We start from the raw sequence: 25,182 nt of genomic DNA on the forward strand, positions 1-25,182 counted from the left end.
CCGACCAGACGCCGAATTCCCTCACCCCCTCACCTTAATCACCTCCCCCAACGGCGCCTCAAGCCGAAACTCAAACCCCGCCGCCTCATACCGCAACTCCGCCTTCCCCTGAAACGAAGCCGGCAGCAGCCTCCCGATCATCCGCGCCCCAAACCCTTCCCGGCTCGGCGCACTGATTTCAGGCCCGCCGCTCTCGCGCCACCCGAAGGTAAATTGCGGTTCGCCTTCCGGATCGCTCCCGATGCCCCAGCTGAGATCCACCACCCCCGCCCCATTGCTCAGCGCCCCGTACTTCAAACTGTTCGTCGCAAGCTCGTGCAGGGTCAGCGTCAGCATCAGCGCCTGTTGCGGCGCAAGGTCGAGATCGGGGCCGGAGATGCGAATGCGCTCGCTGAAATCGCCGACCGAGGTCAGTCCGGCCTGGACGAGGCTGTGCAGGCCGGCATCCGCCCAGGCAGTCTCCGTCAGGATATCGGTCGCCCGCCCGAGCGAGATGAGGCGCGCGCTATAGGTCTCGGCCGCCTCGGTGAGATTGTCGGCCTGACGAAAGGTCTGGTTGGCGATCGACTGCACGAGGCTCAGGACGTTTTTCAGCCGGTGGCCGAGCTCGTGGTTCAGCATCTGCTGGCGCTCGCGGGCGTTCACGCGCTCGGTCACGTCGGTAGCCATGCCGAACCATTCGGCGATCTCGCCCTTCGCATCGAAGATCGGGATGGCGCGCGCAAAGGTCCAGCCCTCTTTGCCATCGACCCGGCGCACGCGATGTTCGAGCTCGAAGGGCCGCCGCTCTCGAATGGCATGGGCAACCGCCGCGCGGATCCGCGCCCGATCCTCGGGAAAGAGATAGTCCTCCATCCAGCGCACCGTCGGCCCCTCGACATCGGAGCCGCGGCCGTCGAGCTGGCGCATCTCCTGCCAGTCCGCGCTCATGCGGTAGACGGCATCGGAGGTGGCATTGATCAGCGCGCGCATACGCTCTTCGCTGCGGCGCATCGCCTCCTCCGCCCGCCGCCGCTCAGTGATGTCCTGCATCACGGCAAGCAGCCGCGGCGGCTTCTGGCTGAGGCGGGAGACGAACATTTCCAGCACCATCTGCTGCGGCTCGGACTCCCGCTCGAAGCGGATGGGCTCGCCCGTTGCCAGCACCCGGTCGTAATCGTCGTACCAGTCCTCCACCTCGTCGGGGAAGAATTCGCGGATCGCGCGGCCGGAGAGATCGGCGATGCCGAACATCGCCTGCATCGCCTTGTTCATGGCGATATAGCGATAGTCGCGCCGCCCATCGGGCCGCACAGGCAACTGCTCGATGATGCAGGCGCCCTCGTCGATGCAATCGAACAGCGCCCGGTATTGCGCCTCGCTCGCGCGCACCGTCGCTTCCGCCTGCTTCCTGTCCTCGATGTCGCGAAAGATGATGGCGACCTGCCGCTCTTCGGCCGCGCCGATGCGGAAGACATGAACCTCGTGCCAGCGCCCGCCGGGCGCGTCGCCCTGATGCTCGAAGCGGGCGGGCTCGCCCGTCAGCGCCACCTTGCCGTAAATATCGAACCATCCCTCATGGCTCGGCGCGAGCTCCCGCATCGTCCGCCCGGCGACCCGGAGCAGCCCCGTCTGCCGCTCGAAGGCCGGGTTGGTCAGCAGGAAACGACAGTCCCGCACCCGGCCATCGTCGTCGAACAACACCTCGATGGTGCAGAAACCATCATCGACGGAGTCGAAGAGAACCCGGTAGTGATGTTCGCTATCGTTCTCTGCCATCCCCGCCCGACCGGAGCCATGTGACTCGGTACCCATCCAACCCGCCTTCGCGGCCGCTCCTATCCCCACCTGCCACAGGCGCATGGCTGGATGCAGATGCATCCGCCGCTGGTCGCCCGGGCCCGATGAACGGCCATTCCTGCTGCGTAATTAGCGCTGGGCGGATGATTTCCAAGGGAGGGCTTTGGGGGTGTCGAACGGCGTGCCGTGGGATACCCCCTCTGTCCTGCCGGACCGCCACGTGGTGTACCCGTGCTTCTCTCTTTTCCGCGCGGCTATGCCCCGCCATCGCCGCTCTAAGGCACCACCGCCAGCACCGGCGTCGCCGTCGTGAGCGCCGCCTCCACGATCCCGCCATCAGAAAGAACCACCCTCGCCTCGCCGGTCTTGCGGGCGCGGTCGAGTTTGGCGAGGATCTGCCTGCCGCCGGCAAGGCCACAGATCGAAAGCGCGCCGATCGCACCGGGCTCGATGCCATCGGCGGGCGGAAAGAAGAACACCGCGTCGTCCCAGATCGACAGCGGACCGGAGGAGGCCCGCACCTCGGCGGCGATGATCCGCCGATTGCGGCTGGCGCCGATCGAAAGCTGCGCCTTGTCGAGCACGGCCTGCGGCAGTGGCTGCGGTTCGGCAAGCGGGCGCACTTCGCCATCCTCGCCGATCACGGCCGAAAGCAGGATCTTCGGCCCCAGCCCCTCGCTATCTCGGGGCATGCCTGCACGCCCGGCAATCCCCGCATGGTGCATGACCTCGCTCACGGATACGCCGAGGAAGGCGGCGATCTCCACCGCCTCCTCCATCGTCATGCGGCGCTTGCCCGAGAAGGTGCGGGAGACGGCGGAGGCATCCTTGCCGAGATGGCGGGCGAGCGCGCGCAGCGATTGTCCCCTGCCGTCAAGCTGGTTGTGAAACCAGTCGCCATCGATCTCAGCCATCGCGTTCCCCCATCAGCGCCCTATGCACATATGCAGTGTTGCTTATTTGTTGCAAAAAAACGCAACGAGGCGCAAGCAACCGCACCGGGCTTTTTAGCCTCAACCTTTGACATGGTTGATCTGCTCAAGTTGCATCGTTACCCGGCCTTTAGGCCTGAAAATGACCCATCTGGCGTCGAAACATAAAAGATAGGTATTTTTTCCTATTTTGGATTGACGTTGCGATTTCGACAACATAATCTCAACTCCAACAACAAGGGCCGCATCAGATGAGGGAGGATCAGCATGGCTAAGGCGAAGACGCCCTGGCAGAAAGTCGCCGCCAAATTTGCGCTGACGCCTTCCAGGCTCGCAGCCGAACTCCAGCGTCATCGCTCCAAGATCTGCAGGGCGCTAAGGGACGAACACGGCCTGATCAACGGCCGCGACCAGCTGCTGCTCTTGCAGGCCGCAAGGCGCCGCGGCGTAACGCTTGCCCCTTCGGACATGACGCCGGAGGAGGAGGATGCGTAAGGAGCCGCTTTCCATGCTGGCGCAATCGGATCTGATCGACACGCTGATCGGGCGCTGCGTCATGCGCGACGGGGCTGCGGCCAGCGAGACGCTGCTCTTCATCGATAGCGAGACCCTTGACGACCTCGTGCATCTCGCCAACCGGCTGCGACGCCTTGCCCTCTTCGAAGACCGCATCCGCGCGATGGCGTCTCAATAGGGCATCGGCCGCGCCGGAAAACCAGTTCGCCAAATCAATTCGCATTGTCACCAGAATTCCAGATCCAGTGAGGACCGATATGCAGACGATCACCACACGCCCGCCCGCAGCACCCGCGCCCGCCCCGCTCACCATCACCAAGCCGCTGCTCTGCCCCTGCTGCAAGCAGCCGGTCACCACGCCGCAGCCGGAGATCGTCATCGATCGCTACGGCCTGACGCCGATGGAAGGCCGCATCTTCCAAGCGGTCTGGAAGGGCAAGGGCCTGCCCGTAATCACCGAGCGCATCTTCACCGCCATGTATATCGACGATCCCGACGGCGGCCCCTCGCCTGACAAGATGTATCTCGCCTTCAAGGTTGCGCTTTGCCACATGCGGCAGAAGCTCGAAGGCTCCGGTATCGGCATTTCCACTGTCGGCTATCGCCGCGGCTACCGGCTGGTGCTGGAAGGCAAGTTTCCGGCCGCCGCCGCGTCCCGCTGAATCCCCGGCACGAATAGGTGAAATGACCATGGCCGCCGCCCGTTCCGCGCCGGCCATGTTGCGATTACAACAACACTTCTTGCAAGAGCCGCAACATGCCTTCAGATGTCGAACGGCTTCGCCGCGATGTGTCGCTGCCCGGGACGGCGGCGGGCTATGGCTGCAGGCTCAAGAGGAACGGGCATGAGCATGTCGCCTGCTGCCCCTTCCACGCCGAGGAGACCCCGTCCTTCACCGTCTTCAGAGGGCAGGACGGCATCGAGCGCTTCCATTGCTTCGGCTGCGGCGCCGGCGGCGATGTCCTGGATTTCGTGCAGCAGATCAAGGGTGTGGATCTCGCGCAAGCCGTCCGTATCCTCGATGGCAACAGCCATCTCGATGGCGGCGATCATATCAGGCCGAACCTGGCCCCGCGCGCGCCGCAGGTGCGCGACCCCTACGAGGGCATCACACCGATTGCCCCTCCGTCCGAGCCGGTCAAACCGGGCGCCCGCATCCGCCTCTATAACCCCAAGCGCAAGGGCGACCGCTCCGAATGGGGCTCATTTTCTCCCTCCATGGTTTTTCCCTATCGCCGCGCCGACGGCGCGCTGATCGGCTATGTGCTGCGCCATGACCTCCCCGATGGCGGCAAGGAAACGCCGATGGTCATGTTCGCCCGCCTGCCCGACGGCAAGGAGAGCTGGTGCCGCTATCCCTTTCCCAAGCCGCGCCCGCTCTATGGCGTCGAAACGCTCGGCAAGACGAAGCAGGTGATCGTCGTCGAGGGCGAGAAATGCCGCGACCGGCTGGCGGCGAAAACGGGCCGTATCGTCCTCTCCTGGGCCGGCGGCACGCAGGGCGTCAAACACACCGACTGGTCGCCGTTATCAGGCCGCGATGTGGTGATCTGGCCGGATTTCGATGCGCCTGGCCTTTCGACGGCAGACGAGATCGCCGCCATCCTCGCAGGCCTCGGCGCCCGCGTCCGGCTGACGGGTTTTGCCGATGCAAGTGCCGCCTCGGATATCGCACACTTCGCCTATTGCGACTGGCAGGCGGGCCGCCTTCCCGGCCGTAGCTGGGATAGTGCCGATGCCGTCGATGCCGGCTGGACGCGCCTTGAGCTCGATGCCTTCATGCGCGCCACCATTCGCCGCCACGTGCCCGCCCCGGTCGAGCCGCCGCCGGCAGCGGAAGAGCTGCACCCGCAGGCACCGAAAGCGCCGCCGGTCGGCGCCGACGGCATAGACCGCATGCCGGAATGGTTTCCGAGCCAGCCCTTCGGCTCCGAAGTCTGGCTGGCGCGCATCTTCGACGAGCACCTGGCGGAAGCCTGCGGCGGGCGGATCGTCCGCGCCGATGGCAAATTCTGGGCCTATGGCCCCTCCGCCTGGCGCCCCATTCCCGAACAGAAGCTCCGCCTTGCCATGCATGCCTTCGATGCCGTCGGCATCGGCCCGAAGGAAAAGCCGCTGAAGCTCGGCAGGCACATGATCGACGGCATCCTCAACGAGCTCGGCACCCGCACTGCCGATGCCGGTTTCTTCCGCAATCCCGCCATCGGCGTCAACGCGCTGAACTGCACCATCACGCTGGATGAGGCCGGCAAGGTGATCTGCCGCCCGCATGAACCGGATGACCGCTTCCGCTTCACGATATCAGCCGATTACAACCTGCACACCGAAAACACCCCGCCCGAGGGCTCGCTCTTACACAAGCTGCTCCACGGCGCCTTTCAGGGCGATCCCGATGCTGCCCGCAAGATCGACCTCGTCGCCGAAATGCTGGGGGCTGCCGCCTTCGGCCTTGCCACCCGTATCCGCCAGCCGAAGGCCTTCATCCTGCTCGGCGAAACCGCCAGCAACGGCAAATCCACCATCGCCTCGCTCTTTCGCGCGCTCCTGCCCGAAGGCGCCGTCTCCTCCATCTCGCCTGCCTTCTTTAATGACGAGAAGCGCATCATCAATCTTTCCGGCAAGGCGGCGAACGTCGCAGACGAGTTGAGCGCGGCGGCCATATCAGGCGAGGAGTTCAAGGCAGCCGTGACCGGCAACCCGATCGAAGGCCGCAGACTTTACAAGGATGTCGAGAGCTTCATCCCCCGCGCACTCCATTGCTTCACCACCAACACGCTGCCGCGCTTCAACGGCGGGATAGACCGCGGGCTTCGCCGCCGCCTCGTCGTCATCCAGTTCAACCGCAGCATTCCCGAAGACGAGGTCATCCCCGATATCGCCGAGCGTATCGCGAAGGAAGAGCTGGAACTGCTGCTCGGCTTTGCCGTAGCAGGCGCCCGGCGGCTGAAGCGCAACGGCCACTACACCATCCCCGAAAGCTCCAAGGAGGCGCTGAACGCCTGGCTGCTGCTCGATCCGCTCAACGAATGGTTCGATATCCGCATCGAGCCCACATCGAACGAACCCGCAGGCGGCTGGCTGCGCACAGTAAAACTCTTCGAGGACTTCCGCAAATGGGCGATCGAACAGGGCTATCGCGAAAGCTTCCTGCCGCCCGTCAACACCTTCTCCCAGCGCCTGAAATCCATGCCCGATGTGCACCTGGTGCGGTTCGCAAGCGGGATGGTGGCGCAAGGCGTGAGGCTGAAGGAAGGCGCGATGAGCGCCGCGGCCAGCTACGCCGATGTGTTCTGAGACACGCGGACAGCGAAAGCGCAGGATAAAAGTCATCCAGCTCGTCATCCTGAAGCTTCGTGACAGAGGCGAACTGCAGGAATCGTAACGAGCTGGCGTGAGTTGCCTCGCCTTGTACCGGCATTTCCGGGGCGGCATTCCACCCTGCGGATATGCCCATAGCCCTAATTGATTAGGTTTCATTCCGGAACGATCTCTCAGGATTATGGTTTTGGTACCGGCCTTCAAAAGCCGGCCGCCGCGCCCCACTCCGTTTTTCCTGTAGCGGAGGCGGCGGTCCCCCTTGTCGTGCAACAGGCACAACCGTTGCCGTTCGATCTTGTCGCGATCCATCAAAAAGGAACGCGGCATGGCCAGCACGAATTTCTCCGAATGCCTTTCGATCACGCTTGCATCCGAAGGCGGCCTCTCCCTGGAGCGCACCGATCCCGGCAACTGGACCGGCGGCAGGATCGGCAAGGGCACGCTGAAAGGCACCAAATACGGCATCTCGGCCGCCGCCTTTCCCGCCCTCGACATCCGCAGCCTGACGCTCGACGACGTCAAACCCATCTACAAGGCCAGATACTGGGACGAGATCGGCGGCGACACCCTGCCTGCAGGCTTCGACCTCGCCACCTTCGACTACGCCGTCAACTCCGGCCCCGCCCGGGCGCTCCGCGACGCCCAGGCCGTCATCGGCGCCCCCGCCGACGGCAAATCCGGCCCGCTGACCCGCGCCAAAGCCGCAACCGCCGGCACCAGGGAAATCAAGGCCCTTTGCGCCCGCCGCCTGAGCTTCATGCAAAGCCTTGCGATCTGGAAAACCTATGGCAAGGGCTGGTCGGCGCGCGTGGCGAAGATCGAGGCGAAGGCGGTCGCGATGCATCTCCGTGGGCAGCCGAGCGTGGATGCGAAGGCGGCGCTGGCGGATGAGGCAAAGAAGGCCGAGAAGGCGGCCGCAACGCTGCGGAAGGCGGGAGCGGCAATTGCCGTATCGGCGTCGGGCGGGGCCGGAACGGGCGCGGCGCTGCCGGCGGAGCCGAATTTGCTGGTGCTTGGTGGGGTGATGATCGTGGGGCTTGTGGCGGCGGGCTTGCTGGTGGTGAAGGCCGCAAGAGAGAAGGAACGCGCAGAGGCATACCGGGCGGCCGGGCGGTAAAGACGGAAGCAGGTCCTCTCGGGTGTGAACGTCACCGGCTCGCTGAGCAGCCCACAGATCCACTTATCCCAAAGGTGCTTCCGCGAAAGGGTCCGTCGATCGCGACTACGCACACGTCATCCACTCATGAACTTTTCAACCAGCTATAGAAGAAATGAGAAACTGCGAAGAACAGAATTCCCGCACCACGAGAATCAAAATAAAGGTAGCCCGCCAATCACAGCACAAGAGGCTGTCAGCAGCATAATTGAGGGATAATCATGCGCGCCTATATTGCATTGACATTGATTGCCACCGGATTGCTCACCGGCTGTATGCCGACCGAGAAACAATATGATGCAGCTGTCAGAGTGGCGCGTGGCAGCGAGAGTCAGAGAAACGGGCTTTTGAACGAGTGCATCAGGCAGCTCGGCTTATCCGACACGAAGGCCCGCCATAACGCCGCACTCTTCCTGAACGTGGCAGAGAAGGACGCTCCGAAGATTGCCTGCAGCCGATACACAAATGCGATCGTTTCCGGCGACATAACTTATCAGGACATGCTCGACATCAAGAACCGCCGCTACACTCCCAAGCTGATCAAGATCTTCCAGGGCCGATAGGCTGAGCGCCTGTCACTCCTGCCCTCTCACGCTCGCCGCTTCAGGCGAGAAGCGGGCGTGACGCGATTACAGGCGCCAGCACAAGGCAAACGGACACGTCATCGCTTGTATCGGCTTGAGAGCCCCGGCAACTGGGTCTGACAAGGAAACCTTGGGCGTCCGCACATTGCATTCCTTCGCTTCCTTCCCAGATCACTCATAATGGCTTGCCCGGCGAGCGCGTCGCCACCTGGATGCGCACGTCGCAGGGGAACACATGAAAAAGCCGAAGCGGATCGAAGAGATGAATACGATGGAGCGCGCCGATACGCTGCGGCGGCTGAGCCAGACGCTGCACTTTTCGGCTGTCGTCGCCAGGCAGGCAGGTGACAGGGCTTGCAAGCAGCTGGAAGAACTGGCCGACAGGCTGCTGCGCGATGGCCCTGCAATATCGGCAGATCGCTCCGAAGTCGCGCTTAACGTCATTGCCGAAGCCATGGATCTGCTCGGGCGCTTCGAGATGAACCATCCGGGCAGCAAGTCGATACTGCATTGACCCCGGCCCCGTGGCCGATCATACCCTTGCCTCCGAACGCGGCCTTTGACGATGAGCGGCAGCAGGCGTTATCTTCTGCCGCAGGAGGATGAGCGCATGAGCAAACGTCGGTGGGAAACGCCTGTCATGGTCGTCTGCAAACGCAGTGGACAGATGCTGCTGGTCGCGACCACCGAGGAAGCGCTGAACATGCTGCTCACAGCCTGGCCGGTCTCGACGGGAAAGGCATTTTTCCGAGCGCTGCAGGCCTGCGCCGATGTCGAATCCGGGCTGCGCACGCCGCACGAAGCCCGCGATTGTTTCATTGCCGCTGCCCGGGAAGCAGAGATTCCGATCGAGGTGGCGCTTACGGGCTGAAAGCGCCCGCGGAATGCAGCCCACTTCCCTAAAGTTTTGAGTGGCCGAATTTTGGTATCGAGACACGACTGCCGATTTTTTAATGAAGATCGGTGACCCCGATATGCGGCGACCCCAAAAAGCGCTCGCCACCTCGTATGACTAAGCGCTTTTTGACCTGACGGAATCTCCCGCCGAGCCGTTACAGCATCGGCGGGAAGATCGGGATCGATTTTCGGAAAGCCCGATGTGCGGGTTCAAAAAGTCGAAGCGTTCTTGGCGCGTGCGAATGGACGCACGCCGGTTTTTCGATAACGAGCCGTTTAACAACGCGCTGCGGCCTGCGGCTTTTTACGGCCGAGCCGCCTATCAGGACATGCTCGACATCCAAAATCGCCGCTATACACCCGAAGCTGATCGATATCTTGCAGGGCCGTTGAGGCCGAAGCCGGATGCGTTGGCGCCCGCCATTGCGCAGGGCCGGCGCTGGACAATGCCGCTCAGCCACTCCACGACATTGCAGCTCTAGCCCAGATGCCGCGCTGCGCCTCCGGCACGGGGTCTATCGCGTTGAGCCTCATTGTTATCGAGCAAGCCTCTTCGTCGCTGAGTTCGGAAAGTTTCGTCAGTTTATTCAACTCGTCTACGCTCACGCCCAGGCGCTGCGTGATCATTTGCGCGATGTCCTGAGCGGTCAGCTGAACGGCCGCAGGCGGGCGTGTCTTCCCGTCCTCGTAAGCCAGACGTTTGGCTTCCAGATATCGGAAGTAGCGCTCTTTCACCTGCGGAATGGCCTGCGCGCTCTGCGACACCCTCATGGTCACGAAACCCTTGCAGCCCTGCGGATAGTAACGGGCGAGGGCCTCGTTGAGCTCACCCGCCTTCTTCAAGACATCGATCGCAATTGCATCGCTTGCTCGCGACAGTGCGGGATTGCCGTATTTCGCCACCATCGCGTCCGCTTGTACTCGCGGATCGATCTTGCCTCCGGAGGCTTGGGTCTCGACAAACAACTGCCGGGCCTCATCCTCGTGATCCATGAAGACTGCGTGAACGAAAGGATTGATGCCGGCGAGACCCTGCATCTCCTTTTCGAAGGAGCCAGCCTTCGTTTCCTGCGCAACCGCGCCCGGCGCGGCCTTCGCAGCTGCAGCGGGCTTTTGCTTCTCCGGGGACGGGCCGAGCGAGAGCAATGCCCTCCCCCAATAGCCGTGCATCTCCTTCGGCAGAGCGCCCAGGTTATAAAGTTTCTTTGCGATCGAGCACATCTCGTCGTCACTCACGCCATTTGGTGCCGCTCGCGCTTTTCGCACCTCCTCAGGCGTCATCCCCAGAAAGTGCGTCATAAGGTGGTGTTGGGCGTCGGAAGACATCAAGGCAACCGGAGCGCGGAATTTCCCATCCTCGTAAGCATAGGCTTTCGCTCGCAGATCATCCATTCGGCCGTTTCTGACCTCCACAACGGAATACCAGTCAGGCATATTCCCTGTGAAAAAATACTCGCAGCCTTCGGGATATTTGGCGGCCACGATATCGGCAAGCGCGGCCGTCTTCTCCATGATTGCAATCACGGCACTGTCGCCTGCGCGAGAGAGGACCGGAGTACCATACGTGGCGATGACCGTCGCAAGGGTTTTCTTCTGTTCAACCCATTTCTGACGGCCCGCCTCCGCGTAGACTTTCAGTACGATATCCCTGTGATCCCGATAAATGGCCTGCAGATAAGGATCTGTCCGTCCGGTCAATCGGATCACCATATCCACAGGATCTTCCTCGGCATCTTGCGCGATTGCGCCCGAACCAAGCAGCGCCATCGCAGCCAGCAGCGAAAATAATCTCTTCATGAAACCTTACCCCAAATAGTTGCAATTCTTTTACGTCTGAAATTCCAGACAGTCCACGGCCCGCTCGGAAAATGGTAAAAATATCAGAGGAATGCGCATGATGCCTCGGCGGTGGCCCCTTGCACATCCCGCAGCGTTAGCCGCCCAGAGATGATCGAACGACAGATTCCGGCCGCCCGTTCGGGCACTCACAAGGACAGTCCACACCTCAGCTATCCAGCTTCAGCGCCAGCTGCTGCCCGCCAAAAACCTTCAGCACATGCTTGTTGATCGGCCGCATCGCCTCGATGCGGCGCTGTTCTTCCCGCCTGCGCGCTTCGTGACGCTCGCGGTCTGCGCGCAGCTGCGCGGCAAAGGCCAGGGCCTTGTCTGCTGCTCCTGAATAACTCGGGCTTGCTGCCATCGAACTCTCCATCAGAACATAGATGAGAAAATAATTTGTTCTCATTTTGTTCTCATTTTCGGAGAAGTCAAGAGTATCGTTTCAGAGCAGTATAATGCTTGGGGAACCGGCGCGGGATGAGCGGTGCCGGCGAAGAGACGGGAAAGCGTCAAACCATTGACGCAAAAGCTTATTCTTTCGTCTGGATCCAGATCATGGCGAAAGACATTAGACCGCAAAGCGTGGCGATCAGAAGCAGGTCGTCCATCGAATTCCTCCTGTTTGTGGCAAAAACGCGGCAGAAGGATTTTGGTTCAATCGAGCCTCTGTGTCAGGCGATCTTCTCGCCCTCTTCTCATCATGCCGGCCTGATGACGGTCATGATGACGATATTGCCGGCTTCGTCCCGGGCGCTGTCCGTCGTCGCGATGACCTTGCCGCCAAATTCCGCCTCAGCTTCGGCGAATGCCTCTTTCACCAGCCGGAGCGTTTCCAGGTAGGCGCTGTTGTCACGCCTCGGCATTTCAAGCAATGCCTTGATCGCTGCGCTATCGTCCGCCATGGGGCTGATCATCCTCTTCTGCTCGATCCAGACATCGAGAATATCAGGATCGTTTCGCGTGCCTTCCCCGAAAACGGAACATGGGTCAAGCGCGGGAAGCCTTCAAGAAGATGACAGCCCGCCCCTCGAACACCCATCTCGCTTTATCGCCATGCGTCATGTATAAGCCCTCGTCCCGTTGACGCCCGCTCCGGCCTTTCGCCAACCGGCCTTGCAGGATCGGGCCTCTGCCACGACATGAGGCCACGGGACATGCGACCGGACGAAAGAAGACTTGAGATCATGACGACGGTAAACACGGCTATTTCAGAACGAAACCAGCGCTATTTCAAGGCGCCGGTCTTTGCCGTCGCGCCCATGATCGACTGGACCGACCGCCATTGCCGTTTCTTCCACCGTCAGATCAGCGGCAATGCTTTGCTCTATACGGAAATGGTCGTCGCCGACGCGATCATCCACGGCCCGCGCGAGCGCCTTCTCTCCTTCGATGGCACCGAACATCCCCTCGCCCTGCAGCTCGGCGGCTCGGACCCGGCAAAGCTCGCTGAGGCCGTGCGCATCGCCGAGCCCTACGGATATGACGAGATCAACCTCAATGTCGGCTGCCCGTCGGATCGTGTCCAATCCGGCACCTTCGGCGCCTGCCTGATGCTCACACCTGAGACCGTTGCCGAATGCGTCGCCGCCATGAAGAAGGTCGCCAAGGTCCCGGTCACGGTCAAATGCCGCATCGGCGTCGATGAGCAGGAGCCGGAAGAGGCCCTGCCCATGCTGATGCGCCAGGTGCTCGACGCCGGCGCCGACGCGATCTGGATCCACGCCCGCAAGGCCTGGCTGAAGGGCCTGAGCCCGAAGGAAAACCGCGAGATCCCGCCGCTCGATTACGAGATCGTCTATCGCATGAAGGCCAGCTTCCCCGATGTCTTCATCGGCATCAATGGCGGCATCCAGACGCTGGACGAGGCTGAAGGCCACCTCGCCCATGTCGACGGCGTCATGCTCGGCCGCGCCGCCTATCAGAATGCCGCGATCCTTTCCGATGTCGACCACCGTTTCTACGGCGCACCTGCCGCCAAGCCCGACTGGAACGATCTCCGCGACCGTATGATGGCCTATGCTGCCGGCCATATCGCCAATGGCGGCCGCCTGCAGCATATCGCCCGCCACATGGTCGGTCTCTTCACTGGCCTGCCGGGCGCCCGCCGCTACCGCCAGATCCTGTCGACCGATGCCGCAAAGCCGAAAGCCGGCCCGGAAGTGATTGCCGCCGCCTTCGCCGCGGTCGATTTCTTGGGTGCGGCGGAAGCCGTCAGCGCGTGACGGCATAATGGCGCAGGCCGGTGCATTTCCCTTCGACGTCTGAACGAAGTTCTTTTGAACGCGTTTATAACCATCCCCGCGATGGAAGGTGAAAGGAAACGCTCATGAAGAACCTCATGATATTAGCCGCTGCCGCTTCCCTCGGTTTTGTCCCCGTGGCGCAGGCCGCGAGCCAGCATAAGCAACCGAAACACGCTAGCCAGCAGGTCGTCAATGAACCGAGGCAACGCCTCGGCACGCTTTCCTGTGAGGTCGCCGGCGGTGCCGGCATGATCATCGGATCGAACAAGGCGATCGATTGCCGCTTCAAGCAGCAAAGCGGCAAGGTGGAGCACTATACCGGCTCGATCGGAAAGCTCGGTCTCGATATCGGCGTTACCGGCAAATCGTACCTCAGCTGGATCGTCGTCAACACGGCGCCTACGCGCGTCGGCGATGGCGCTCTCGCCGGTACCTATGTCGGCGCATCGGCCAGCGCGTCCGTCGGCGTCGGCCTCGGGGCAAATGCCCTGGTGGGCGGGAATTCGAAGAATTTCGCATTGCAGCCGCTCAGCGGCGAAACCGGAACCGGCGTGAATGTGGCCGCAGGCGTTTCCCGCCTCCAGCTGAAGGCAGCGCGCTAGGTCCCGAACGCCGCCTTAGCGTTCGTGCAAGCTATCCTGAAACGTCTTGATGAGCGGAGAAAAGAAATAGCTGATCAGACGTCTCTCGCCGGTGACAATGTCAACGCTCGCGGTCATTCCCGACGCAAGGCGAATAGGCCGGCCATCGATCTGCATGGCCGGTTTGTCGAGTTTCAGGCGAACGGCATAGACCCAGTTCGATTGGTCGGCATTCTGCCGTGCATCGGCCCCCACCCCAGTTACTTCCGCCGCAAGCATCCCGAAACGCTCGGCCGGGAAAGCTGCCAGTTTGACGTAGGCCCGTTGACCTGATCGCAGAAAACCGACGTCACTGTTGTCAAAGAGCGCCTCCAGTTCAAGGGGGGAGTCCTGGGGGACGATCGTCATGGTCGGCGTGCCTTCGTCGAGGAAGCCGCCAATCGTCGAGACGCTTAAGTTTTCGACGATGCCATCCACCGGCGACACCAGCGTCATGTTGGCGAGATTTTGCTTAGCGGCCTTGAGTTCGGCGGCGGCCCGCGCCATCGCAGTCGCTGTATCATTCAGCTGCTTTTGATAGGTCACCAGAGCTGCGGAGATGACTTTCTGGCGCTGCTTGCGGATTTCATCCTTTTCGGCTGCGAGTTGCTGCAGCGTTTTTGAAGCAATGTTGACCTCCCCTTCGACCACGGTCACTTCCCGCAGTCGGTCAAAATAATCTGCCCGGCTGATGACGCCCTGCTTCTCCAGTGCGTCATAGGATTTGAACTTGTCGGCCACGATCCGATAATCGGCATCGGCGTTGGCGAGGCGGGCCTGGCTGACGCTTTCGGCTGATTCAGTCTTGCGCAAGGCGGAATCCAGCTGGGCGACATCGTCGCTGACCGACACAAGGGTGGCGCGAACCAAGGCCGACGTAGCATCGGAGGCTGCATAGGGTTGACCAGACAGCCGTCCCAGTCCCGAGGATACGAAGATGGGAGATGCGGGATCCACCTGAGACAACGGCGCCAGGATTGCCTGAGCGGCCAGGTGATCCTGTTCGAGCGCTCGAAGGTTCGCGGTGAGTTGGTCGACGAGGCTGCGAGCCTCCGTATCTTCAAGACTGATCAGCGCATCCCCTTGCGAAACCCGCTGGCCTTCACGGACATTGATCGCGGCAACCTTACCCTGAAAACGCGATTGAATGGTCTGCACTCGCGCGACCGGCACGATGCGCCCCTGCCCGGTCGCAATGATCTCGGTCTTGAACACCACGCTACCGACAACGAAAGATACGAACATCAGGAGAAATATCCAGATCGTCAGGCGAAGGGTGGGCGACGGCGCGGAGATGCCGATTGCATCAGGCATGCAACACCTGCAACGGGGAACGAATTGCCGTGCCCATATCGATGACGTTGACATCCTCGCCCAGCAGATCCCGACGATGGGTGATGACAACAGTCGCGACCGTCTTGCTGACGTTGGCGATCGTGGCGACGACGACGCTCTCCGCCTCATCGTCCAGCGCGCTCGTCGGCTCATCGAGCACGAGGATCGAAGGTTTCGCGAGGAGCGCGCGCGCAATCGACAGCCTCTGGCGCTGGCCGCCCGACAGAAAGCCCCCTCGTTCGCCGACCTGCTGCTCGATACCGTTTTCCAGGCTCGCCACAAATTCATCGCTGGCGCTTGCCTGCAGCGCCCATGCGATTTCTTCGGCGGTCGCCGACGGGTTGGCGATCATCAGGTTTTCAAGAATCGAGCCGGAAAACAGCACCGGTTCCTGTGGCACGTAGGACAGGCTCCTGCGCAGGCTGTATGGGTCGAATTGGGAAATATCCCTCCCGTCGACAGCGACGATGCCCGATGTCGGCTGGTAGAGCCCGACCAGGATTTTCCCGATGGTCGACTTGCCGCAGCCCGATGGCCCGACGATGATCGAAGGCCTGTCCGCGCTAATCATGACCGAATATCCTTTGATGACGAAATGATCCGGCTGGTAGCCGAACCAGATGTCTCTCATCTCAAGTTCGGCAATACCTTGCAGATCGAACGCTGGCTTGGCCGTTTCTTCTTCCGGGGGCTCGTTGATGAGATCCCCGAGGCGATAACGAGCGACCTTCAGGCCGAGCCACTGCTGCCAGATCGTGGACAACGACATGATCGGCCCCGAAACCTTATCGGACAGCATGTGGAACGCGATGAGCTCCCCAAGCGTAATGGTGTTGGCAAAAACCAACTGTGCGCCGAAGAAAATGATCAGGATGTTGGAGGCGCTGCCGAGCACATTCTGGATGGCTCCCGAGCCGATATCCCACTTGATGACTCGAAACCGCTCGGTGAGGCTCGCGATTAACGTTTCCTGCAGCCGGGCGTGCTGGATGCGTTCGCCGGCCATCGCCTTCACGGTGGTGAGATTGCCCAGGATCTCGACGAGCCGGGTCTGGTGAAAGGATTCGGATAGGAAAGCAGTCTGCATGCGGTTGCGCAGGAACGGTCCGAGCGCACCAAAGACAAGCAGTTGCAGCGGCAGCGCAATCACGACGATCAGGGTGAGGAAGGGACTGAGTGCGAGGAGCGCAACGACGTAGATCACGGCAAACAAAGCGTCGACCACAACGCTTGCCACCGTTCCCGTCAGGAAGCCGCGCACGGTGTCGATTTCGCCGATCCGGGCCAAAGTCTCGCCCACCTGCCAGCGTTGCAGGAAGGCGAGCGGCAGATTGAGGACGTGCCGGAAGATCCGGTTGGCCAGCTCGGCGGTCAACCGGTTGGCGATGTGGTTGCTGAGATAGGTGGAGAGAGCGTCCAGGATGACCGTAAAGACGGCCGTGGCCGTCAGAATGCCGACGATCAGGACCAGCGACGCCTCGCGCTGGAACGGCAGCACGCGGTCGATCACCGTCTGGAAGACGAACGGCTGCACCAATCCCATTAACCGGATGACCGAGGCGGTCAGCATAACTTCGGCGACGAGAGGCGTATAGGGCAAGGTCGATTTGGCGAACCACGCCAATGAGGCCGGCTCACCGCTGTTGCTTGAGGAAACTGACATGGAAAAGCTGAGAACCGCCCGAATTAAACGCGCCTTTGATTAGCGCAGATAAGCATTGTCCGCAACCTACCCTAGAAAGTTCCAGATACCTCAAACTTGCACGCACTTCGGCCACATTATCGAAGGTGAAAACTTCAGCTGAACGCTTCGGCGAACTTCAGAAGGCTGACCTTCCTCGCCGCGAAAAGCATGAAAACCGCGGATGCTCAGTATGGACGGGCACAGTGACTGTCGATCGCTATAGCGATACTCTAATTAAGGATATTGATCTCGCGCCGGCCGCGCAGCCCTCAGCAGCGATACCAGACAGGACAAGGAAAAGCTGCTCAGCAAAAGAATTTTATTGATTAAGTTGTAAAAGCAAGCATATTTCTTGCGCGTAAATCGCGCATCTACAACATATTTACATTTTAAAGGAGAATATCCATGGCTTTCGGTAGCGCTATCGGCAAAGTCTTCCCGGCGATCACATCGATCACGAAAGTGAACCCGAGCCTTTTCACCCCAAAGCTGGGCACCAGTTTCCTCCCAGCCACAAGCAACCCACTGTCAGCGTTGCTCGCGACGGCCTCCAAGAACGCCCTACAGAATCTTACCCCGGCCCAAATCGCCGCCGTACAGGCCCTGCTCAAGAAGTAATGCAATCGGCGGACCGTCCGATTGTGATTACGGTCCGCCGGCCACATCCTTAGAACAATTCGTGCAACAGACTTGTCGAGGATGACGAAACGCTGATCGGGCGACACGGGCCAACCAGCTGGTGCGCACCACTCCGCCTCCCCAAGTGTCTCCTTCTTCGCTGCCACCCGTCAGCGCAACTGCTAGTCTTCCGTCTTCTCAATGGCACGGTGGCGTCGTACTTTGCGCTACAGCAAGACATTTCGCAGCGCAGATCCACGTTTACGAACCGCGCCTGTAAACTGCTATCTACACGAGGCCAGCAGTATGAACGATATCGTCGCCTTGGTAACGGGCGCAAGTCGCGGCGTCGGCCGCGGGGTTGCGCTTGCCCTGCTCGCTGAGGGCGCCACAGTGCATGTCACCGGCAGGACGCGTTCGGAGGCGGACGCAAGCGCGGGCAAACGCGCAGGCTCGCTGGACGGGCTTGAACTTGAGGCCGCAACACTGCCCGGACGCCTTATCATTCATCATTGCGACCACAGCAACGACACTGAGACCGAGCGCGTGGCCGAAGAGATCAGAGCCGGCAACAGGCTGGACATTCTGGTCAACAATGCATGGCCCGGCTATGAAAACATGGTCGAGGATGGCGATTTTACCTGGCCCCGCGCCTTCTGGGAGCAGCCGCTCTGGCGGTGGGACGCGATGATGGGCACCGCACTCAGGGCCGCCTTCCTGATGTCGCGTGCGCTGGCACCCGTCATGATCCAGGCGCAGCGCGGCCTGATCGTCAATATCTCATTCTGGGCAGCGCAATTCTACGACGGCAACGCGATCTACGGCACTGCGAAAGCCGCCGCCGACAAGATGGCCGCGGACTTCGCTCATGATCTGCGCCCGCACCATGTCGCCGCTGTCGCCCTCTATCCCGGCCTGGTCCGCACCGAAGCGGTCATGCAGAACGCCGAATATTTCGACCTGTCCAATTCCGAGTCACCGCAATTCATCGGCCACGTCATAGCAGGACTTTGGCGAGACCCGGCGCTGATGTCGAAATCCGGAAAGGTCCTGGTTGCGGCCGAACTCGGCCAGGAATACGATATCGCCGACGTCAACGGCTATAAGCCTGTCCCCCTCACAGCGGCGGACTTTGCCAAAAGCTGAAGTCATGCCGGAAGCGACGGCAAACCGGAACGTGGACTTAAGCCGCGACCAGCAGCAGCACATAGGCTACGACCGTCACCATCAGTCCGCGAAAGGCAATCGTCACGAAGCGGTACTTGCTGCAGGCGATATGCGAGAGAATATCGGCATTTTCCACATACTGATCGAAGAGATAGCGCTCGTCGCGGCGGATCGCCGCCTCGAAGAAGGCGTCGCGGTGCCTGGGCCAGGCGCCCCAGAACATCGACGTGGACTTGTCGAGCCGCCGCGGCAATACCACCATGATGGCCGATAGAATCGAAAAGACCGAGGCTGCCGCCAGAAGCCCGGAAAAGAGAATGGCCTGCGGTGTGCCCTGCGCATAGCGCGCAAAAGTGAAGACTGCCCTCACCTCGGCGGAGCTCACAAGAAAGGCGAGCATAAAAGTAAAGATATAAGCTGCCTTCTGATCCGATATCTTGATCTGATCATAGAATACGTCGTTGATTTTCTTGATATGGTCGAAATATTCCGAGCCAATATCCTCGGTCGACGGAGAGCTCGAAGGCAGCTCCGCAAAATTTTCAAACTCGCTCAAGGAAGCCCTACCCCGCAATAGTGTTTCCCTAATAATACACTTGATTGCGAAAGCAAGAACACGTGTGCAGTCAGCTTGACTTTTACACCGCGCTTGGCCAAAGGGGAAAAAGGTGCGGGGGTATCTGAAATGTCGGGGCTGAAGTCTTTTCTGCGCGCAAGTACATCTCTTGCGCTCATGTCAACGTTACTTTCATTTCCGGTTGCGGCCGAGCCGCTGCAGCGCCCGACCCCGGTTGCAGGCTCGGTCATCGCCCGCAAGACCGGTGAGGAAGTGCGCTTCGTCGATGTCAGCAACTGGCGCGTCGTCGATCTCAATCAGGACCTGCTCGATGGTGACGTGCTGCGCACCAATGCCACCGGCCAGCTCGCCATCCTCTTTTCCGATCACACGCAGATCCGCCTCGGCCGCAATTCCGCGCTGCAAGTCAAGAAAATGTCTGCGACGGGCGACACGATCCTCAACCTTCAGTCCGGCACCATCTGGGCGCGCGCCCAGCGCGGCGGCCAAGGCCTGACCGTCGAGACGCCTGCCGCCGCAGCCGCTATCCGCGGCACGGACTGGACCATGACCGTCGAAGGCGCGAAGACCTCGATGATCGTGCTCGAAGGCCGCGTGGCGCTCAGCAATCCGCAGGGCAGCGTCGACGTCAACGAAGGCGAAGGCGCCGTCGCCACCATCGGCCAGGCGCCGCACAAGATCATCAGCGTCAATCCTGACGACCGCGAACAGATGCTTTTCTATCTGGACCTGCGCGACGGCTTCGACCTGATGCCGACCTCGCCGCTGCGGGCGGACCGCATGGCGAGCGAGCGCCGCCGCCTGCTGGCTCTGCAGCCGGAGCGCCGCACGACGGAAGACTGGCTGGAACTCGCCGAAGTGCAGAGCGCCTTTGACGGCCGCCAGGCTGCAGCCGCAACATTGAAGAATATCCGCGGCCGCAAGCTGACGGTCGCCCAGCAGGCCCGCGTCGACCTGATCGACGCCACCATTGCCGGTTCGGAAAAGCGCTATGGCGATGCCGCCAGGCTCTTCCAGAAAGCCCTGCCGCATCTCGATCCGACACGCCGCAACATGGCCCAATATGGCGGCTATTTCGCCCGTTCGCTCGCCGATCCTGCCCATTCCGAACCGCTGCCGGCCAACCCCACCGGCCCGTATGGCGCGATGATGGAGGCCTATGCGACAGGCTTCCTGGAAAACCCGCGCGCGGCGATCGAGATCATCAGGAAAGCGGAAAAGCGTTATCCTAATGACGCGACTCTGCCGGCGGTCCGCGCCCAGCTGGCGGAGCTCATCGACGACCGTGAGCAGATGAAGGAAGCGATAGAACGCTCGCTGGCGCTCGACCCCGATCATCCGATGGCGCTCTCCTCCCGTGCGAGCTACAGGGCCACCTACGAGCGCGATGTCAACGGCGCGCTTGCCGATCTCGAACGCGCCATCGCGCTCGCGCCCGGCTACTCGGGCGCGATGAATTCGCTCGGCCTGCTGCAAAGTTCGCGCGATGCCAATGACGAAGCGGAAAAGGCCTTCAAAAAGGCGATCGAGCTCGATCCTCAGGATCCGCTGCTGCACGCCAACCTTGCGATGCTCTATCTCGATCAGTCGCGCATGAAGGAAGCCAAGCGTGAGATTGACACCGCGATCGCGCTCGATCCTTCCTTCGATCTCGCCCTGTTTGCCCGCGGCCGCTACTACCTGCAGTCCGGCGAGCGCGACAGGGCGCTGGAGGACCTGCTCGCCGCCAGCACCGCCAATCCCGCTCATTCGCAGTCCCAGTTCCTGCTTGCAGCCACCCACTACGAAAAGGGCGACCGGCTTCCTGCCGAACAGGCGCTCGACAACGCCAACCGTCTCGACGATGACGATCCGCTTATCTCGTCCTTCCGCACCGCTATCGATATCGACGATTACAATGCCGATGGTGCCATCCGCAACGCGCAGGAATTCCTGCGCCGCTCCCGCGCCCGCGGCGGCGATTACAGCGGGCTCGGCGCCAACGCGAGCGCCGGTTCGACGCTGAATGACGCCTTCCGGCTACAGGGTCTGGATGCCTGGGGCCGCTATTATGGCGATGCCGTCTTCGATCCTTTCAACGGCACCGGTTACATCGACCAGTCGATCAAGGGGAGCATCTTTCCTTTCGTCAACGCAACGAGCTTCAGCGACGACAGCATCAGCCAGTATCGCCTCAATTCATCGACCTACTCATCCTTCATCCAGGGCCTTCTGCTCTCTCCGCACATGCTCTCCGGCCGTTCGCGCTCGGCATCGCTGTTCGATGTACCCTTCATCGAAGGCTCGCTCGGCGGCGGCATCAACAGCGTCGACGGTCATACGCGCCGCATCGGCGAAGCCGAAATCCAGGGCTATTCGAACGCAACCGTTCCAATAAGCTTCCGCGCGGATCTGACCTGGGAAGAGCTGGCGCTGGACGGCGATTACCGCGATTTCGGCGGGTTCGATCTGGACAAGAAACTACTCGCCGGCAATGCCTACCTGACCGCCACGCTGACGCCGGATGACCGTATTGTCAGCTTCTTCAATCATGGCAAAAGCTACGGGCCGCTCAATGCTCTGACGACAAGCACGGCATTCACCGACCGCCTGAATGAAGAATTCTTTCTGCCGGTCGTCGGCGGTGTAATACCGACGCTGGATCTACCTCTCTATCAAAACAGATATGATGAGGGTGAGACGACGATTGGCGGCATCGGCTGGAGCCACACTTTCGGGTATCGGAATGTGCTCAATACCGCACTCCTCTATTCCGAAGGTAAAGCGAAAACCGTCTTCGACCAGACATTTGATGTCTCCGACGTGACTGGCGCTCCCCCTCCTGATTTTTTTCCGTTCATGGAGACGAGCCTGGAGAGCGCATCCAAAACCTACATAGCCGCGATCAGCCACAGCATCGGCGATGACACGCTGACCTGGCGGTACGGTATCGAAGGCGGATGGACCGATAGCAGCAACAAGACAACGATTCATCTCGATACTCTTTTACCAGGCTTTGTGGACGAGCGGACATTTGGCCCGGACGACGAGAGCAGCCGCGTCAATATCGGCCGCGCCTATATCGACCTCCTTCATGAGATCACGCCTGACCTGAAGGGCGAATACGCATTGTTCGCCACGCGACTGGAAGGCGACGATACCGATGTCAGCCGGCTTGAACCGCGTTTCGGCCTTGCCTGGGAACCCGTGCAAAATCAGTGGCTGCGCGCCGCCTTTATGCGCCAGGGCCTTGACACCGGCGTACCATCGCTGGCGCCCGTCGGCATCCTTGGCCTGCAGGCCAACCAGTTCTCAGTCGGTGCAGAGGGATACGCCGATACGATTGCCTTGCAATGGGATGCCGAATGGACGGACCGTTTCTTCACGTCAGTCGAATACCAGCATCAGGAATTGCACGATTTCTCAATCGGTCTGCCGGTCACCGGCCTCGCACTCGTCGACAGCCAGACTTACGGGCGCGGCACCATCGATCGCGCCGCCGTTACGGCCAACGTTGCTCTGGGGTCCGGCTTCGGTCTCTCGGCCACTTATGCCTATATGGATTCCGAGAACGAGGATCCGACGACCTTCAACTACCACGGCGATCTGCCTTTCATCCCGCAAAACTCCGGCCAGATCGCGCTGACCTGGGTCAATGAAGCCAAGGTGAAAGCCACTGTTGCTGCAAATTATGTCGGCGAGCGCTCCGGCGATCTGGTCGGCACGAAACTCGACGATTACTGGAGCCTGGATGCCCATCTCATCTGGGAACCTTTCGACAAGCGCATCGCGCTCGAGGCTGCCGCCTACAATCTGCTCGACGAAGATTTTGAGGTTCTGCCCGGCACCCCAGGCTGGGGCCGCGCCTTCAAGGGCAGCCTGAAGATCCGTTTCTGACGATGGCGCGCCCGGCCGCCCTGCGACGCCTTCAGGCAGAACGGCCGCCGGAGCAGAACCGCCCGTCGCAGCGCCCACCCGGCTGGCCCTTCTCCAGCCGCGGCATCCGCCTTCTCGTGCTGGCGCTGGTCACACTGGTAACGATCTCGCTGATCTCCCGCCTGCCCGCCTGGACGCTGACGGAGCTGCGCACCTTCGACTATCTTTCGACAGTCGAGGATCCGACGCCGCCCGACGGCGGGCCGATCATCGTGGCGATCGATGAGCCCTCACTTGCCGATATCAATGCGCAATGGCCCTGGCCGCGCAGCCTGCATGCCGAACTCGTCAAACAGCTGCGCGCTGCCGGCGCAAAGGCGATCGCCCTCGATATCATCATGGCCGAACCCTCGACGCCCGAGAACGACCAGGCGGTATCATCGGTCGTCGGCGCCGATGTCGTGCTTGCCGGCGACGAAACGCTCATTCAGACGCCGCAGGCCGCTCAGCTGCTGCGCACCACGCCGCTGCCGCAGATGACCGAGGCCGGCGCGCGCACGGGCATCGCCTCCATCACGCTGAATGGCGACGGCGTCTTCCGCAATATTCCGTCTTATGAAGATGGCTTCGCCATGGAGCTTGCGAAGGCTGCGGGCATCAAGACGCCGCACCTGCCGGGAGGTTTCCTCATCCAGTCCTTCGGCCCGGCCCGCAGCTACCCCACCGTCTCCTATTATCAGGCGCTCGACCCGAAGAATTTCCTGCCGCCCGATATCTTCAAGGATCGCGTCGTGCTTGTCGGCCTCAGCCTGCAGAATGCGCCCGAGATCGACCAGGGCGGCGTCGATGCCTATGCCACGCCCTACACCGTCCACACCGGCAAGCTCGTCTCCGGCGTCGAGGTGCAGGCCACCATCTACGACAATATCGTCCATGGCCTGGCGATCACGGAAGCCGGCCTGCCGGTCGTTGCGATCTGCATCCTCATATCAGTCGCTCTTGCTGCCGCCACCGTCTGGAAATCCACGAGCTGGCGCACGCTGGTCGCCACCGCCGCCGCAATCCTCGCCTTTGCGGCAGCAAGCTACGCCGGCATCCGCTTCGGCCATGTCTTCGTCTCGCCGCTCGGGCCGACCGTCGCCTTCGTTGCCGTCGCCTTCGGCCAGGCGGCCTTCGATTATACCGAGGAGCGCCGTCAGAAACGCCAGATCACGCTGGCCTTCGCCCAATATATCTCGCCCGATCTCGTCAAACGCCTCTCCAACGATCCCTCGCAGCTGAAGCTCGGCGGCGAGCGGCGCACGCTGACGGTCTTGTTTTCCGATGTGCGCGGCTTCACCACCATCGCCGAAACGATGAAGGACGATCCCGAACAGCTGACGACGCTGATCAACCGCCTGCTGACGCCGCTGTCCGATGTCGTCATGGATCACGGCGGCACGATCGATAAATATATGGGCGATTGCATCATGGCCTTCTGGAATGCGCCGCTCGACGACCCCGATCATGCCCTGCACGCGGTCAAGGCCTCGATTGCCATGCAGGATGCGATCGGCACGCTGAACCGCGAGCTCGAGCGCGAAGCCGCCGCCACAGGCCGGCCGCTGCATATCCTCAAAATGGGCGTCGGCATCAACACCGGCGAATGCATCGTCGGCAACATGGGCTCCACCCGCCGCTTCGACTATTCCTGCCTCGGCGACAGCGTCAACCTCGCCTCCCGCCTCGAAGGCGCTTCGAAGAATTACGGCGTCGCCCTCCTGCTCGGCGAGGAAACCGCCCGCCTCGTCGCCAACAGTTACACCGTGGTCGAGCTCGACCGCATCATCGTCAAGGGCCGCACCGTGCCCTCGCCGGTCTTCACCGTGCTCAACGGCTCCCACCGATCGGCCCTGCCGGATCACAATGCCTTCCTCGAAGCGAAATATGCGGGAACGCTCACCATGACCGACCCTGCCTTCGAAACCCTGCCGAACGCCATTCCGGAGCTGTCGGCCTATTACGCGCTGATGCGCGGCGCTCTCGCAAAGGACTGAGGGGGCCGATACCGCACTTTCCCCT

The 25,182-nt window shown here is 61.5% G+C and carries 22 protein-coding genes; 14 read left to right on the forward strand and 8 right to left on the reverse strand.

Annotated elements, in window-relative coordinates; genetic code table 11:
- Positions 1-21: 21 nt before the first annotated feature.
- Positions 22-1,758, reverse strand: a complete 1,737-nt coding sequence (locus FHT78_RS02185; RefSeq protein ID WP_183739915.1) for a PAS domain-containing protein — start codon at positions 1,756-1,758, stop codon at positions 22-24.
- Between the two features lie 296 nt (positions 1,759-2,054).
- Positions 2,055-2,693, reverse strand: a complete 639-nt coding sequence (locus tag FHT78_RS02190) for a helix-turn-helix transcriptional regulator (protein WP_183739917.1) — start codon at positions 2,691-2,693, stop codon at positions 2,055-2,057.
- A 285-nt stretch (positions 2,694-2,978) separates the two neighbouring features.
- Between FHT78_RS02190 and FHT78_RS02195 the strand changes: the two genes are divergently transcribed.
- From FHT78_RS02195 to FHT78_RS02230, 8 genes are all read left to right on the forward strand, one after another.
- Positions 2,979-3,206, forward strand: a complete 228-nt coding sequence (locus FHT78_RS02195) for a hypothetical protein (RefSeq protein WP_183739920.1) — start codon at positions 2,979-2,981, stop codon at positions 3,204-3,206.
- Positions 3,199-3,405 carry a hypothetical protein gene (locus FHT78_RS02200; protein ID WP_183739923.1) on the forward strand — a complete coding sequence of 69 codons (207 nt, stop codon included), beginning with the start codon at positions 3,199-3,201 and terminating at the stop codon, positions 3,403-3,405. The genes FHT78_RS02195 and FHT78_RS02200 overlap by 8 nt, the downstream gene beginning before the upstream one ends.
- 79 nt (positions 3,406-3,484) lie before the next feature.
- Positions 3,485-3,889 carry a hypothetical protein gene (locus tag FHT78_RS02205; RefSeq protein WP_183739926.1) on the forward strand — a complete coding sequence of 135 codons (405 nt, stop codon included), beginning with the start codon at positions 3,485-3,487 and terminating at the stop codon, positions 3,887-3,889.
- A 95-nt stretch (positions 3,890-3,984) separates the two neighbouring features.
- The gene (locus FHT78_RS02210) at positions 3,985-6,522 is read left to right on the forward strand and encodes a CHC2 zinc finger domain-containing protein (RefSeq protein WP_183739929.1); all 2,538 of its coding nucleotides are present in this window, start codon (positions 3,985-3,987) and stop codon (positions 6,520-6,522) included.
- A gap of 349 nt (positions 6,523-6,871) precedes the next feature.
- Positions 6,872-7,663 carry a glycosyl hydrolase 108 family protein gene (locus FHT78_RS02215; protein WP_183739932.1) on the forward strand — a complete coding sequence of 264 codons (792 nt, stop codon included), beginning with the start codon at positions 6,872-6,874 and terminating at the stop codon, positions 7,661-7,663.
- A gap of 260 nt (positions 7,664-7,923) precedes the next feature.
- The gene (locus FHT78_RS02220) at positions 7,924-8,265 is read left to right on the forward strand and encodes a hypothetical protein (protein ID WP_183739935.1); all 342 of its coding nucleotides are present in this window, start codon (positions 7,924-7,926) and stop codon (positions 8,263-8,265) included.
- Between the two features lie 256 nt (positions 8,266-8,521).
- A complete protein-coding gene (locus tag FHT78_RS02225) occupies positions 8,522-8,800 on the forward strand; it encodes a hypothetical protein (RefSeq protein ID WP_183739936.1) in 279 nt (92 codons plus the stop codon).
- 96 nt (positions 8,801-8,896) lie between these two features.
- Entirely contained in the window at positions 8,897-9,157 is a 261-nt protein-coding gene (locus FHT78_RS02230; protein WP_183739939.1) for a DUF982 domain-containing protein, read from the forward strand.
- 479 nt (positions 9,158-9,636) lie between these two features.
- Here FHT78_RS02230 and FHT78_RS02235 read toward each other — a convergent pair whose 3' ends face one another.
- The 3 genes from FHT78_RS02235 to FHT78_RS02245 all read right to left on the reverse strand — a co-directional run bounded on the left by FHT78_RS02235 (position 9,637) and on the right by FHT78_RS02245 (position 11,924).
- Positions 9,637-10,980: a hypothetical protein gene (locus FHT78_RS02235; RefSeq protein WP_183739941.1), complete on the reverse strand. Its 1,344-nt coding sequence runs from the start codon at positions 10,978-10,980 to the stop codon at positions 9,637-9,639.
- 208 nt (positions 10,981-11,188) lie between these two features.
- Complete coding sequence (locus tag FHT78_RS02240) at positions 11,189-11,428, reverse strand: hypothetical protein (RefSeq protein WP_246715061.1); 240 nt, start codon at positions 11,426-11,428, stop codon at positions 11,189-11,191.
- Positions 11,429-11,720: 292 nt separating this feature from the next.
- Positions 11,721-11,924: a hypothetical protein gene (locus FHT78_RS02245; protein WP_183739944.1), complete on the reverse strand. Its 204-nt coding sequence runs from the start codon at positions 11,922-11,924 to the stop codon at positions 11,721-11,723.
- Between the two features lie 282 nt (positions 11,925-12,206).
- Here FHT78_RS02245 and dusA point away from each other — a divergent pair, with 282 nt between their 5' ends.
- Positions 12,207-13,244 (forward strand): tRNA dihydrouridine(20/20a) synthase DusA, encoded by a 1,038-nt coding sequence (gene dusA / locus FHT78_RS02250; protein ID WP_183739947.1) that lies wholly within the window; start codon positions 12,207-12,209, stop codon positions 13,242-13,244.
- A gap of 104 nt (positions 13,245-13,348) precedes the next feature.
- The gene (locus FHT78_RS02255; RefSeq protein ID WP_183739950.1) at positions 13,349-13,867 is read left to right on the forward strand and encodes a DUF992 domain-containing protein; all 519 of its coding nucleotides are present in this window, start codon (positions 13,349-13,351) and stop codon (positions 13,865-13,867) included.
- Positions 13,868-13,882: 15 nt separating this feature from the next.
- On the opposite strand, the gene FHT78_RS02260 is transcribed toward FHT78_RS02255, so the two are convergent.
- On the reverse strand, positions 13,883-15,199 hold the full coding sequence (locus tag FHT78_RS02260; RefSeq protein ID WP_183739952.1) for an HlyD family type I secretion periplasmic adaptor subunit: 1,317 nt from the start codon (positions 15,197-15,199) through the stop codon (positions 13,883-13,885).
- Positions 15,192-16,883, reverse strand: a complete 1,692-nt coding sequence (locus FHT78_RS02265) for a peptidase domain-containing ABC transporter (protein ID WP_183739955.1) — start codon at positions 16,881-16,883, stop codon at positions 15,192-15,194. The genes FHT78_RS02260 and FHT78_RS02265 overlap by 8 nt, the downstream gene beginning before the upstream one ends.
- Before the next feature lie 426 nt (positions 16,884-17,309).
- Between FHT78_RS02265 and FHT78_RS02270 the strand changes: the two genes are divergently transcribed.
- On the forward strand, positions 17,310-17,522 hold the full coding sequence (locus FHT78_RS02270; protein WP_183739958.1) for a hypothetical protein: 213 nt from the start codon (positions 17,310-17,312) through the stop codon (positions 17,520-17,522).
- A 306-nt stretch (positions 17,523-17,828) separates the two neighbouring features.
- On the forward strand, positions 17,829-18,668 hold the full coding sequence (locus tag FHT78_RS02275; protein ID WP_183739961.1) for an SDR family NAD(P)-dependent oxidoreductase: 840 nt from the start codon (positions 17,829-17,831) through the stop codon (positions 18,666-18,668).
- Positions 18,669-18,705: 37 nt separating this feature from the next.
- On the opposite strand, the gene FHT78_RS02280 is transcribed toward FHT78_RS02275, so the two are convergent.
- Positions 18,706-19,245, reverse strand: a complete 540-nt coding sequence (locus tag FHT78_RS02280; RefSeq protein ID WP_183739964.1) for a Pycsar system effector family protein — start codon at positions 19,243-19,245, stop codon at positions 18,706-18,708.
- 177 nt (positions 19,246-19,422) lie between these two features.
- On the opposite strand from FHT78_RS02280, the gene FHT78_RS02285 reads away from it, so the two are divergent.
- Both FHT78_RS02285 and FHT78_RS02290 read left to right on the forward strand, forming a co-directional pair.
- Positions 19,423-23,142 carry a FecR domain-containing protein gene (locus tag FHT78_RS02285; protein ID WP_246715063.1) on the forward strand — a complete coding sequence of 1,240 codons (3,720 nt, stop codon included), beginning with the start codon at positions 19,423-19,425 and terminating at the stop codon, positions 23,140-23,142.
- A 2-nt stretch (positions 23,143-23,144) separates the two neighbouring features.
- Complete coding sequence (locus FHT78_RS02290; RefSeq protein ID WP_210289737.1) at positions 23,145-25,157, forward strand: adenylate/guanylate cyclase domain-containing protein; 2,013 nt, start codon at positions 23,145-23,147, stop codon at positions 25,155-25,157.
- Positions 25,158-25,182: the final 25 nt, after the last annotated feature.

This window comes from Rhizobium sp. BK196, from assembly GCF_014193255.1.
In the GTDB taxonomy this organism is placed as follows: Bacteria; Pseudomonadota; Alphaproteobacteria; order Rhizobiales; family Rhizobiaceae; genus Rhizobium.